Annotated in this window: 13 protein-coding genes; 11 read left to right on the top strand and 2 right to left on the bottom strand. The window is 46.4% G+C overall.

Translation table 11 applies throughout. The features are described 5' to 3' along the window. The first annotated feature begins 69 nt into the window (after positions 1-69). From OTK50_RS12060 to OTK50_RS12020, 9 genes are all read left to right on the top strand, one after another. A complete protein-coding gene (locus OTK50_RS12060) occupies positions 70-1,524 on the top strand; it encodes a tetratricopeptide repeat protein (RefSeq protein ID WP_045208976.1) in 1,455 nt (484 codons plus the stop codon). Positions 1,525-1,920: 396 nt separating this feature from the next. Then, positions 1,921-3,327: an NlpC/P60 family protein gene (locus OTK50_RS12055; protein ID WP_032876243.1), complete on the top strand. Its 1,407-nt coding sequence runs from the start codon at positions 1,921-1,923 to the stop codon at positions 3,325-3,327. Positions 3,328-3,533: 206 nt separating this feature from the next. Continuing rightward, on the top strand, positions 3,534-4,484 hold the full coding sequence (trxB, locus tag OTK50_RS12050; protein ID WP_007407423.1) for a thioredoxin-disulfide reductase: 951 nt from the start codon (positions 3,534-3,536) through the stop codon (positions 4,482-4,484). A gap of 273 nt (positions 4,485-4,757) precedes the next feature. After that, positions 4,758-5,225, top strand: a complete 468-nt coding sequence (locus OTK50_RS12045; RefSeq protein WP_029325815.1) for an 8-oxo-dGTP diphosphatase — start codon at positions 4,758-4,760, stop codon at positions 5,223-5,225. 25 nt (positions 5,226-5,250) lie between these two features. Next, positions 5,251-6,138 (top strand): RNase adapter RapZ, encoded by an 888-nt coding sequence (gene rapZ / locus OTK50_RS12040; RefSeq protein WP_007613998.1) that lies wholly within the window; start codon positions 5,251-5,253, stop codon positions 6,136-6,138. Next, the gene (locus OTK50_RS12035; protein ID WP_007407422.1) at positions 6,135-7,088 is read left to right on the top strand and encodes a gluconeogenesis factor YvcK family protein; all 954 of its coding nucleotides are present in this window, start codon (positions 6,135-6,137) and stop codon (positions 7,086-7,088) included. The genes rapZ and OTK50_RS12035 overlap by 4 nt, the downstream gene beginning before the upstream one ends. A 26-nt stretch (positions 7,089-7,114) precedes the next feature. Continuing rightward, a complete protein-coding gene (gene whiA, locus OTK50_RS12030; RefSeq protein WP_007407421.1) occupies positions 7,115-8,065 on the top strand; it encodes a DNA-binding protein WhiA in 951 nt (316 codons plus the stop codon). 23 nt (positions 8,066-8,088) lie between these two features. After that, a complete protein-coding gene (locus OTK50_RS12025) occupies positions 8,089-8,346 on the top strand; it encodes an HPr family phosphocarrier protein (RefSeq protein ID WP_003151495.1) in 258 nt (85 codons plus the stop codon). Positions 8,347-8,370: 24 nt separating this feature from the next. Beyond that, a complete protein-coding gene (locus OTK50_RS12020) occupies positions 8,371-9,117 on the top strand; it encodes an arylamine N-acetyltransferase family protein (RefSeq protein ID WP_224223845.1) in 747 nt (248 codons plus the stop codon). Between the two features lie 60 nt (positions 9,118-9,177). Here OTK50_RS12020 and OTK50_RS12015 read toward each other — a convergent pair whose 3' ends face one another. Together OTK50_RS12015 and OTK50_RS12010 are read right to left on the bottom strand one after the other, a co-directional pair. After that, entirely contained in the window at positions 9,178-9,567 is a 390-nt protein-coding gene (locus tag OTK50_RS12015) for a ribonuclease (RefSeq protein ID WP_223151841.1), read from the bottom strand. A gap of 203 nt (positions 9,568-9,770) precedes the next feature. Continuing rightward, positions 9,771-10,736, bottom strand: coding sequence for a 2-hydroxyacid dehydrogenase (locus tag OTK50_RS12010; RefSeq protein ID WP_206583695.1), 966 nt, complete (start codon positions 10,734-10,736; stop codon positions 9,771-9,773). A 400-nt stretch (positions 10,737-11,136) separates the two neighbouring features. Here OTK50_RS12010 and OTK50_RS12005 point away from each other — a divergent pair, with 400 nt between their 5' ends. Beyond that, on the top strand, positions 11,137-11,718 hold the full coding sequence (locus OTK50_RS12005) for a beta-class carbonic anhydrase (RefSeq protein ID WP_003151503.1): 582 nt from the start codon (positions 11,137-11,139) through the stop codon (positions 11,716-11,718). A 2-nt stretch (positions 11,719-11,720) separates the two neighbouring features. Beyond that, a complete protein-coding gene (locus OTK50_RS12000; protein ID WP_105938222.1) occupies positions 11,721-13,310 on the top strand; it encodes a SulP family inorganic anion transporter in 1,590 nt (529 codons plus the stop codon). Positions 13,311-13,317: the final 7 nt, after the last annotated feature.

Genomic DNA, 13,317 nt, shown 5'->3' with positions numbered 1-13,317 from the left:
TGAACTATTGAGGTGAAACCGTTTTATGGTATACTACTGACGGTAATACGTATAAAACGGAGGATATTTGTGGGAAAACACACTTCTGAACAGAAAAAGCACGCGCAAATTGTCCAGCTGCTTCAGGATGGACAATATTTTTTTCATAAAGGCTTAAAAGCATATAAAGAGCGGAATTTAAAGCGGGCCAGCAAACTGATTCAGCGGGCTGTCCACCTCGAGCCGAATGATTCCGAAATGCTGTCCCGGCTGGCCGTCATTTATTCTGAAATGGGCCACTACCAGCAGTCAAATGAGCTGTTCGACTTTATTTTGGTGAACCTGAAAGAAGAAATGCCCGAGTGTCATTATTTTAAAGCGAATAATTTCGCGCATTTGGGGCTCTTTCAGGAAGCATACAAAGAAGCGGCGGCTTATTCAGATGCCGATCCGGACGGTGAATTCAGCGAAGAGATTGAAAATCTGATGGAGCTTTTGGATTTCGGTGAAGCGGGTGAAGACGAATCGCTCTATGACCAGGATGAGCTGCTGATCAGGCAGGACCGGGCAAAAACGCTTCTTGAGAGCGGCCAGCTTCATGAAGCGGTTGTCATGCTTGAAGAGATTACGGCCGATTACCCCGAGCTTTGGTCTGCATACAACAACCTGGCGCTCGCTTACTTTTACTCAGGCAATGTCACAAAAGCGAAACAAACGGTATTCGAAGTGCTTGAGAAAAATGAAGGCAATCTCCATGCCCTGTGCAACCTCCTTGTATTCTGCTATTACGAGAGGGAAGATGAAAAAGTCGGAGAATTGAGCGGAAAACTCGCCAATGTGTATCCGATTTTATTCGAACAGCGCTATAAGCTGGGAGCGACGCTAGCGCTTGTCGGCAGACATGATCTCGGTTATAAATGGCTCCGTTCTCTTTACAAAAGCGGGTTCGAAGGCGACGACACGTTTTATTACTGGCTTGCCGCCTCAGCCTACGGGACAGGCCGCACAGAATTTGCGGAAACCATTTGGAAAAAGGCCGAAGCCGAATTTCCCGAATCAGACCGGCCCGCGCCTTGGGCGGAGCGGCAGGAACCGCTGCCTGCTTCACTTGAACAGCGGCTTGCCGCCTATTATATCAGCAGCGCTGAAGGAGAGCGGGACCAGCTTGAAAAAGTTCTGACGGCAAAACGCGCCGTTTCACCGTTTGAACAAGATTTCGTCAGACTGCTGCTTTCCGGTGAAAAAGGCGCTTCAGGCGTCTCCGGTGATGCGCTGTTCACGTATCGGACGGTCAAGCTTCTGGAGAAAGCGGAAGCCGACAGTTTAAAAACTGACGTCATGAGCTGCTGGGTTTTTCACGTCATTCAGCACATCCGCGCCGCCGCTGCCGTACAGAATGAGCGGGCATGGGCAGCAGCCATCGCATATGTATGGAAAGAAGCAAACGGCGAAAAAACGACGAAAAAAGAAACGGCCGCCGTTTACGGTATAACGCCGGCAACCCTTTCGAAATACATCAGACAAATAGACGATATATTAGAATAAAACCGATTCTTTCTATATAAAGAGTCGGTTCTTTTTTTATCAGAAAGGGGCAAAACAGAACTTTACCGCCGAAAAAAGAGGTATTCATACGTATTTTTTTGCTTTTCGAATCGAAATCAGGCCGTAATCACCGTTTATTTTGCAAAATATGAGATTTGCAATCACATTGAAATATAACTGTAATAAAAATTGTCGAAACATGATGGTATAATGAGTCTCGTACATAAGAGATTAGTTTATTTTACATGTGCTGTATAATCTATACCAATTTAAAAGATTTAAAGAATCATACATAAAAATCATCAGCCTCACAGGTTTGTGAGGGAGCGTAACTTTGATGTTCATAATAGAATTCCAAATGAGAACAGGTTTAAAGTAAAAGGGAGGAAAGAAAAAGTGAAAAAGAGTTTATTAACACTTGGTTTGGCTTCCGTCATCGGGACAAGCAGTTTTTTGATCCCGTTTACAAAAACTGCATCGGCGGAAACATTAGACAGCAAAAAAGCAAAAATCGAAAGCAAGCAATCTGAGGTGGCTTCAAGCCTTGAAGCAAAGGAAAGAGAATTGTCTAAGCTTCAGGACAAGCAGGCTAAGATTGAAAAAGAACTGAAAGACATTAACGCTAAAGCGTTGGATACAAGCAATAAAATCGAAGATAAAAAAGCTGAAAACGAAAAAACGAAAAAGCAGATCGCTGATTTGAAAAAAGAAATCAAAGAAACAGAAGCGCGTATTGAAAAACGCAATGAAATCCTGAAAAAACGCGTTCGTTCTTTACAGGAAAACGGCGGTTCTCAAGGATACATAGATGTTCTTTTAGGGGCGACAAGCTTCGGAGACTTCATTTCCCGTGCGACTGCGGTATCTTCTATCGTTGATGCGGATAAAGACCTGATCAAACAGCAGGAGCAGGATAAAGCGAAACTCGAAGACGCAGAAGCTGAACTTAACGTGAAGCTGAAAAAAGTTCAAGATGATCTTGCGAAACTCGAGTCTATGCAAAAAGACCTGAACAAACAGCTTGATCAGAAAGACAAGCTTTTCGACGAAGCGAAAAACGGCCAGAAAAAAGCGGCTTCCGCTATCTCTGATCTGAAAAAAGAAGCATCAAAGCTTGCAAACGAAAAAGCTGATACCGAAAAAGAACAGAAGCGCATTAAAGCTGAGCAGGCTGCAGCGGCTGCCCTGATCAAAAAACAGGAAGAAGCGCAAAAAGCTTCTGAAGACCAAAACCAAAAAGATGACAGCCAGCCGGCACCGGCGGTTAAAACTGTGAAAAAAGCGGCTGTTTCAACATCATCTGATGACAGCTCAAGCAAACCGAAGAGCACTTCAGGCGGATCATCTCATAACAGCGGCGGTTCAGATGATTCTGACGGCGGATCTGTTATTTCAAATTCAGGCGGTATTGAAGGCGCGATCAGCGTAGGTTCAAGCCTTGTGGGTCAATCCCCGTACAAATTCGGCGGCGGACGCACTCAATCTGATATTAACAACCGTATTTTTGACTGCTCTTCATTCGTACGCTGGGCTTATGCTAACGCAGGCGTTAACCTTGGACCTGCAAGCGGCACAAACACAGATACATTAATCGGAAGAGGTAAAGCAGTAAGCGCGTCTGACATGAAACGCGGAGACTTAGTATTCTTCAACACGTATAAAACAAACGGCCACGTCGGCATCTACCTAGGTAACGGAACGTTCCTGAACGATAATACATCACACGGTGTATCCATTGATTCTATGAGCAACCCTTACTGGAAGAAAGCATTCAACGGCAATGTAAGACGTGTCGTGCAATAATGAATAAGACAAGGGCCTTCTATCCCGGAAGGCTCTTTCTTTATTTGTATACCCGCTCAGGAGCTGCCTAATCACGGTTTTTCAGAAAAATGAGCAAAAAAATAGCGAATTGCCTTCAGATTTAATAGGATATGGGTAAGGAATACGATTGATGGGGATTCTTAGTCATATAGGGTGCGCCCCATTTCGAAAAGGAGTGAATCATGGTGTCAGAAGAAAAAATTTATGATGTGATCATTATCGGCGCGGGTCCGGCGGGGATGACCGCTGCTGTTTACACATCACGAGCGAACTTATCCACATTAATGATCGAAAGAGGAATTCCGGGCGGCCAGATGGCCAACACGGAGGATGTTGAAAACTATCCGGGTTTTGAAAGCATTCTCGGCCCTGAACTTTCTAATAAAATGTTTGAACATGCGAAAAAATTCGGTGCGGAATATGCGTACGGCGATATCAAAGAAATCGTTGACGGCAAAGAATATAAAACGGTCAAAGCCGGTTCAAAAGAATATAAAGCGCGCGCCATCGTCATTTCTGCCGGAGCGGAATACAAAAAGATCGGCGTTCCCGGCGAAAAAGAACTGGGCGGCCGCGGCGTATCGTACTGCGCGGTTTGTGACGGCGCGTTCTTTAAAAATAAAGAGCTTGTCGTTGTCGGCGGCGGAGACTCCGCCGTTGAAGAAGGCGTCTATCTGACACGCTTCGCTTCAAAAGTCACCATCGTTCACAGACGTGACAAATTGCGTGCGCAAAGCATTCTTCAGGCGCGTGCCTTTGACAATGAGAAAATTGACTTCAAATGGAACAAAACCGTAAAAGAAATCCATGAGGAAAACGGAAAAGTCGGCAGACTTACTCTTGTGGACACCGTGACGGGAGAAGAAGAAGAATTCAAAGCTGACGGCGTCTTTATTTATATCGGTATGCTTCCGCTTTCTAAACCGTTCGAGAACTTGGGCATCACAAATGAAGAAGGCTACATTGAAACAAACGCTCAAATGGAGACAAAAGTTCCAGGCATTTTCGCCGCGGGAGACATCCGTGAAAAAACGCTCCGCCAGATCGTAACGGCGACAGGCGACGGAAGTATTGCGGCTCAAAGCGTTCAGCATTATGTGGAAGAGCTTGAGGAAACGCTCAAAACCGTTAAATAATCACTGTAATGTTCAGTTTTTGAATCGTTACTGTGTTTTAATTACGCTGTAACACGGGTGAAATACTGATGTTTTAAGATGAATGTAGTAATTGACCCCCTTTTTAATGAATACACTTTGGCACGGATTCCAGTATCCGTGCCCTTTTTTTGCGATTTTCTGTTTTCTGTCAAATAAAAGAAAAGGATGTCGGTGTCTCTGCATTGTGAGAGACATGCCGAAACGGTATAATGAAGAGACGATGATTTGTTGAGAAGGTTAGGTGACGTACTTGTGCAAAGAGTGACAAATTGTGTGCTGCAGACAGATGATCAGGTTCTCCTTCTCCAAAAGCCGAGACGGGGCTGGTGGGTCGCGCCCGGCGGGAAGATGGAAAGCGGCGAGTCCGTCAGAGATTCCGTCATCAGAGAGTACAGAGAAGAAACGGGCATTTATATACTAAATCCGCAGTTAAAAGGCGTGTTTACCTTTATTATTAAGGAACAGGAACAAATCGTGTCAGAGTGGATGATGTTTACTTTCGTCGCCGACTCCTACACGGGGCGGAATGTCGCTGAATCAGAGGAAGGCGTTCTGAAGTGGCATGACGTAAAAGATATCCACAGCCTTCCGATGGCCCCCGGAGACGGGCATATCCTTGATTTTATGATCAAGGGCCAAGGGCTTTTGCACGGCACCTTTACGTATACGCCGGACTTCGAGCTGCTCAGCTATCGTTTAGATCCGCAGTTTATTAAATAAAAGAAAGACCGCAGGGGGGAGAAAGATGAGTATGAATGAAAACCATGATATTCAGCTCGTCATCATTACGGGAATGTCTGGAGCGGGGAAAACCGTCGCCATTCAAAGCTTTGAGGATCTCGGCTATTTTTGCGTCGATAATCTTCCGCCTTCCTTGCTGCCGAAATTTTTGGAGCTGATGAAAGAATCAAGTTCAAAAATGAGCAAGGTCGCGCTTGTCATGGATCTGCGGGGACGTGAATTTTTTGACAGGCTGATTGAGGCGCTGGATGAAATGGCGGAAAATCCGTGGATTACACCGCGCATTCTCTTTTTAGACGCTAAGGATTCCATCCTTGTGACGAGATACAAAGAAACGAGGCGTTCTCACCCGCTGGCCGCTACCGGGCTTCCTCTCGAAGGAATCGCGCTGGAACGCCAGCTGCTTGAAGAATTGAAAGGGCGCTCTCAGCTGATCTATGACACATCGGATATGAAACCGCGTGATCTGCGTGAAAAAATCGTGGCGCATTTCGCCACGAACCAAGGTGAAACATTTACAGTGAACGTAATGTCATTCGGGTTCAAATACGGGCTTCCGATAGATGCCGACCTCGTGTTTGATGTAAGGTTTCTGCCGAATCCGTTCTACATTGAAAGCATGAGGCCGCTTACGGGGAAAGATGAGGAAGTGTCATCCTATGTGATGAAGTGGAACGAAACACAAAAGTTTATTGAAAAGCTTGTTGATCTGCTCGGCTTTATGCTTCCGTCTTATAAGCGGGAAGGTAAAAGCCAGCTTGTCATCGCGATCGGCTGTACGGGCGGCCAGCACCGCTCCGTCACGCTCGCTGAGTATTTGGCTGACTATTTTAAAAAAGATTACTATACTCATGTCACTCACCGGGACATTGAAAAGAGAAGCCGGAAATGAATAAGAAGCCGAAAATCGCAATCTTCGGCGGCGGAACGGGTCTGTCCGTGCTGCTTCGGGGGTTAAAGCATAAGCCTGTTGATATTACGGCGATTGTGACAGTTGCTGATGACGGCGGAAGTTCAGGCCGTCTGCGGGATGAACTTCAAATTCCGCCGCCGGGTGACATTCGTAACGTACTGGCCGCTTTGTCAGATGTTGAGCCGCTCGTTGAAAATCTGTTTCAGCACCGTTTCAACAAAGGAAGCGACTTAACCGGACATTCGCTCGGCAATTTGATTTTGGCAGCGATGACAAATATAACCGGTGATTTCTTTCACGCTGTCACCGAAATGAGCAAGGTGCTGAATGTCCGCGGCAGAGTGCTGCCGGCTGCCAACACCAGTGTCGTTCTTCACGCTGAAATGGAGGACGGGCAGGTCGTCTCCGGAGAATCGACAATCCCTTCTTACGGCCAGCGGATTAAACGGGTGTTTCTTACGCCTGAAAAAATTGATCCGCTCCCGGAAACGATTGACGTCATCCGTCAGGCCGATTTAATCATTATCGGTCCGGGAAGCCTGTACACAAGCATTCTTCCGAATCTGCTCGTACCGAAAATCGGAGAGGAAGTCGTCAAGGCTGCGGCCAAAAAAGTATATATATGCAACGTTATGACACAGCCCGGAGAGACGCTGCAATACAGTGCGGCCGACCATGTCAAGGCGCTGAACGATCATATGGAGCAGCCGTTTATCGACACGATCTTAATCAACAATGAGGAGATCCCTGACGAAATCAAAAGCAAATATGCGAAAGAGCTGGCCCGGCCCGTCGACTTCAATGTTGAAAAGCTGAAATCCATGGGGCTTGAGGTCATCAGGGATCAGATTATCACGTATAAAAATGGCGTAATCCGTCACGATACACATAAAGTGGCTTCTCTTCTTGTCGATTTATTAAGGGACTAGAGGCCTTTTGAAATGAGGTGGCTAATATGTCATTTGCATCGGAAACAAAAAAAGAACTGACGAATCTGGAAGTGAAGGACTGCTGCGCCAAGGCGGAGCTGTCCGCGCTGATTCGGATGAACGGTTCCCTGTCATTTTCAAACCGCCATCTCGTGCTTGACGTTCAAACCGAAAATGCGGCGATTGCCCGCCGCATTTATACATTGCTGAAGAAACAATATGATGTATCGGTCGAACTGTTAGTCAGAAAAAAAATGCGGCTGAAAAAAAACAATGTTTATATTGTGCGCTTTTCTGAAAATGCAAAGCTGATTTTAGAGGAATTGAAAATCCTCGGAGAGAACTTTGTATTTGAACGGAATATTTCTGAGGAACTGGTGGCGAAACGGTGCTGCAAACGTTCTTATATGAGAGGGGCGTTTTTGGCGGGGGGATCTGTGAATAATCCCGAAACATCGTCGTACCACTTGGAAATCTTCTCGCTTTATAAGGAACATAACGATTCATTATGCGCGCTGCTGAATGAATTTCATCTGAACAGCAAAACGCTTGAACGGAAAAAAGGCTATATTACGTATTTAAAAGAGGCGGAAAAAATCACTGAATTTCTGAATGTCATCGGCGCTCACAATTCACTGCTGCGTTTTGAAGATGTGCGGATTGTCAGAGATATGAGAAACTCAGTGAACCGCCTCGTCAATTGTGAAACAGCAAACTTAAACAAAACCATCGGGGCTTCGCTCAGACAGGTGGAAAATATTAAATACATTGATGAACGGATCGGTCTTGAAGCGCTGCCGGAAAAGCTTCGCGAAATTGCGCAGCTGCGGATTGATTATCAGGAGGTCACGCTGAAAGAACTGGGGGAAATGGTTGCAAGCGGGAAAATCAGCAAATCCGGCATCAATCACAGGCTGAGAAAGCTCGATGAAATCGCAGAACAGCTGCGTACAGGACAAAGCATCACTTTGAAATAACCGTACAGAAAAGGGGAGATCTTATGGTTCAGGGGAAAGTGGAAGTGCGTTTAAAGACGGGATTGCAGGCGCGCCCCGCTGCATTGTTTGTACAGGAGGCAAATCGCTTTGCATCAGATGTGTTTCTTGAGAAAAACGGCAAGAAAGTAAATGCCAAAAGCATTATGGGATTAATGAGTCTGGCGGTCAGCACGGGGACGGAAGTCACTCTGATCGCTGAAGGTGACGATGAAAAGGAAGCGCTGGAAAAGTTGTCCGCTTATGTGCAGGAAGAAGTGTAAACACTTTGTAAGGGGGACGGAACGATGAATGAGTTTCTGAAAGATTGTTATCAAACGATAGGCTGGGAAAAGGATTCCCTCGATTTCAGCAACCTGCCGGAGTTTTTAAAGGCGCTCGCGTATCGGTTTCCGTTTGAAAATCGCGCTGTTTTGTCCAAAAAAGAATATGACGTCACGAAAGAAGGACTGTGGCGGCACATGGTGAAGGAACCTCATGGCGGCCTTTGCTATGACTTGAACGGACTGCTTTATTTCATCCTGAAAGATGCCGCGTTTGATGTCAAATTGATCCGCGGAACGGTCTGGAAAAACGGCTGGGCGCTGCCCGGCACACATGCGGCCGTACTTCTTTCCGCCGGGGAGAATGAGTACATCGCTGATGCAGGCTTCGGCCTCAATCTTGCCATGCAGCCTGTGCCGATGTCGGGAGACGAGACGGTATCAGCGGCCGGAGCGTTCCGCGTGAGGATAGAAGAGACGGAATTCGGAACATACTTGCTTGAAATGAACAAAGGGGACGGCTGGCAGACAGGTTACGCATTTTCGCTTGAAGAAATCGATGAAAAGGATCTCAAGTCTATGAAACAAACAATCTTTGAACATGAACGCTCTCCTTTCAACAAACGCTTGCTTGCTTCTAAGCGGACACCGGAAGGGCACATGGTTCTGTCTGAACGCAATATAACAATAAAAAAACACGATGGCACGGCGGAAAACAGCAGAATAGACCGGTCAGAGTTTGAAGAAAAATTTACTGCTCATTTTATATGAAGCTTGCAGGTTCTCTGCAAAAAAAACGGCCTCCGCAGGGAAGCCGTTTTTTGTATGTGTTTATCTCATTTTTGTAAAGGTTTGATAATGATCTGTCGTCTTATAAATCAGCCAGTCGCTTGAGTAAAGAATCCGGTCTGAATTTCTGAAGCCTGATGTATAGTTAATATCCGCTTCACGCCACGTCCGTCCGCTTTTGGCAGGGAGTTTGCCTTCCCTGTTTGAGAAGATGTCTCCGCCGATGCTTTTCCCCGGAGCGACGTCTGCAAGATTCCCCTTTGATGCAACCCAGCCGAGGGCCTGCGCTTCTGACTTTGTAATGTAATTATCAGGAAGCTTATGATAGGTCTGAAGATAATCCGCAACCCCGTCAAACGTGTTGATAACCTGTGCTTCAGTGTGCGCCTTGTGAGAAGATGTATCCGTCTTGGCAGCCGTGGAAAACAGCATCCCCGCCGCGGAGAACAACACCAGCAAACAAACGGAAATCCACGATAATCGTTTTTTCAATGCAATACCTCCCATTTTTATCATGTGAAGCTGATTCCTTTTCATTGTATCAGCATCGAGAGAAAGGAATTGAAAGAATTTAAAAATAGTACTTTTGATCTAGCTAAAAATAAACCCCGGCTGAACGGCCGGGATTTTTCATCTCATTGAAATTCCTTCGTGAGGTTTTTCGGCGTTTTTCCGTATACGGCGTCAATCATGTTTTGTGCGGCTTGCTTGAACATATTCAAGCGGATTTTTGCCGTTGCTGACCCGATATGCGGAAGCAATGTGACGTTTTCCAGCTGCAGGAGCGGATTGTCTTCGGCGATCGGCTCTTTTTCAAACACATCTAAACCGGCGCCTTTTATCCAGCCCTCCTGCAATGCGCGGATGAGCGCTTTCTCATCAACCGTCTTTCCCCGGGAAATATTGACGAAATATGCCGTATCTTTCATCAATTTAAATTCCCGCTCTCCCATCATATGATACGTTTCGTCAGTAAGCGGCGTAATTAAAAGCACAAAGTCTGATGTTTTCAGCAGTGTATCTAAGTCGGCATATGTAACCCCGAGTTCCTTCTCAGCATCCGGTTTTCTGCTGCGGTTATAATACAGCACGTCCATATCGAAGCCGAATTTTGCCCGTTTGGCAGCTTGTTCACCGATTCTGCCCATGCCGATAATTCCTAATGTCTGATGGTGGACATCCATACCGAAAAGAGATTCTTCCTCAACGGTTCCCCATTTGCCGGCGCGGACGAACCGATCCAATTCGGCAACCCGTCTGGCGGAAGACAGGATTAATGAAAAAGCCAGATCAGCGACAGTGTCATCTAAGGTGTACGGCGTATGCGTGCCGACAACCCCGCGTCTTTTCATTTCTTCAATATTAAAATTATCATAGCCGACTGAATTATTGCTGACGACTTTCAGCTTCGGCGCGTGATCCAGCAAATCACTGTCAATCGCCGTTCCGGATGTCAGCAGCCCTTCAGCATCTTTCATTTTTTCGTACAGTTCCTCTTTTGGAATGGTATCTTCTTTCCAGATGTCATATCGGCAATGTTCGCCTATCATTTGTTCGACTTCCGGCGGTATCGGTTTCGCGATGAATACATAGGGTTTCAACGGGCTTCTCCTCCTTTGTCTTTCTTCTCTATTTTATTATATAAGAGAAGCGGTAACGTGAGAAATATTCAAACGCATTACGATAAATTTCTGGTTCTTTTGAACTTAAAATGAAAGAAAAAGAAATGTACATGCTTGATTTCTCCAAACAATAACAGAATCCGCCTATATTTCTGAAGGCAAAATGAGCGGAACCGCTGTTTTCAAAAGCTTTATAGGTTGGTGTAAAGATAAATTTTATTATTTTTGAAAGATATAAATGAACATAATCTGAATTTACAGTCAAATTATCGTGTCTTTTTTTGAAAGCGCTTTTGAGGCCTTTTTCTGTGCTATAATTCCTTACTGTAAGCTGGGTAAGAAGGCTTGCAATACAATCGGATGGGAGATGAATAGAAAAATGGTTTCTTTATCAAGCATTTTGGAGCACAACCAGCAGTTTGTCCAAGAAAGGAAATATGAACCTTACCAAACGACAAAATTCCCGAAAAAAAAGCTTGTCATCGTATCCTGTATGGATACAAGGCTGACGGAGCTTCTGCCGCAGGCGATGGGACTCAGAAACGGCGATGCCAAAATCATAAAAAACGCGGGAGCCATTGTTTCTCACCCATTTGGAAGTGTCATGCGGAGCATTTTGGTTGCCGTTTATGAACTGCAGGCAGAGGAAGTCTGCATCATAGGTCACCGCGAGTGCGGAATGTCGGGATTGAATGCGGCTTCCATATTAAATAAAGCAAAAGAGCGCGGCGTTGAGGACAAATGTCTCAGCCTTCTGCAGCATGCAGGAGTCGATTTGGAAACATGGCTGACCGGTTTTCACAGCGTCGAAGAAAGCGTGGCCCACAGCGTGAATATGGTCAGGCATCATCCGCTCTTGCCTGAAGAGGTGCCGGTGCACGGGCTGGTGATCGATCCGGGGACGGGGACGCTGGATGTTGTCGTTGACGGTTATGAAACAGTCAAAGGAGGATGCAGCTGACGATGCAATTTACGGGCAGATATCAGGGATACAATTTGCAGAAATTTCAGAAAGACCTAATCGCGGGAATTGTGGTCGGAATTGTAGCGATTCCATTGGGAATGGCCTTTGCCATCGCCTCGGGGGTCGGTCCGGAATACGGGCTTTACACCGTTATTGTGGCCGGAATTCTGATTTCGCTGTTGGGCGGCTCTAAATATCAGATCGGCGGGCCTACGGGGGCGTTTGTTCCCATTTTATTTGCCATTGTGATGCAGTATGGTTTTGAGAATTTACTTGTAGCCGGTTTTATGGCAGGCGTCATGCTCGTCCTGTTTGGCGTATTTAAGCTCGGAAAGATTATGAAATTCGTGCCGAAGCCGGTGATCGTCGGATTTACGGCCGGAATTGCGGTGCTGATTTTCTCGGAGCAGATTGCCCATTTTCTCGGTCTGCGCGATATCCAAAAGCATGAAAGCTTTATCCTCAACATTGCGGAAATCGGCAAGAAGCTCGGAACCTTTAATTCGTACAGCATCCTCATCGCGGGAATTGCTTTGGCCATTTTGCTGTTATCAGCCAGGCTGATGCCGAAGATTCCGGGCGCGCTTGTGGCACTGCTTGTCTCTACAGCCGCGGCGGTGGTGTTTTTTCCTGACAAAATGGCGACAATCGGTTCTGCTTACGGGGAAATCCCGCGGCAGCTTCCGGCTTTCCAGCTTCCGGATTTCTCAATCGATAACATGATCATGATGTTTCCGTCGGCTCTGATCATTGCGCTTCTCGGCGGACTTGAGTCCATATTATCGGCGATGGTCGCGGACAATATGAAAGGATCACGGCATGACAGCAATAGGGAGCTTGTCGGGCAGGGCATCGCCAATATGGCAGCGCCGCTTTTCGGCGGCATACCGGCAACGGGAGCGATTGCGCGGACCGCAACAAATATTAAAAACGGCGCAGTTTCTCCGATTTCCGGTGTTGTCCACGGAGTCACCGTCCTCCTCGTCCTGCTCGTCTTTGCCCCGCTTGCCGTTCACGTACCGCTGGCAAGCATGGCGCCGGTATTGATGGTGGTGGCTTGGAACATGAGTGAGCGGAGGGAAGTCGCCAATATGATGCGGCTGAAAAACACTGATTCATTCGTACTGGCGGCAACCTTTTTGCTGACGGTTCTGTTTGATTTAATCATCGGCGTTTCTGCCGGTCTCGTGCTCGCTTTTGTTTTCTTTATCAGAAAAATGAGCGAATCAACAAGCATTAAAACACCGCATGCCGCTGTCAAATCGGTTAAAAATGATTCGTCCGTCAGCACATATTCCATTGAAGGGCCGCTGTTTTTCGGTTCAATTGATTCACTGGAATCATCGCTGCTGGAGAGGCTTCAGGAAAAGCCGAAGACGCTTATTCTGCTGATGAATAATGTACATTACATGGATACCTCCGCAGAAGCGGTGCTGGGGAATGTGATGAACCGGATCAAACGGCATAACGGGAGATTGATGATCGTCGGATTGCAATCACAGCCGAGAGAGCTGATCCGGAAGACGGGGCTGTTTCATAAAATCGGGAAACAGCATTTCTTTGAGCATCAGGACGAGATAACGGGATAAATTCAGA

It is taken from the genome of Bacillus sp. NEAU-CP5, from assembly GCF_026420705.1.
In the GTDB taxonomy this organism is placed as follows: domain Bacteria; phylum Bacillota; class Bacilli; order Bacillales; family Bacillaceae; genus Bacillus; species Bacillus velezensis.
Note: the sequence above shows the minus strand (reverse complement) of the source record. Positions and strands in the feature narration are given on the sequence as shown.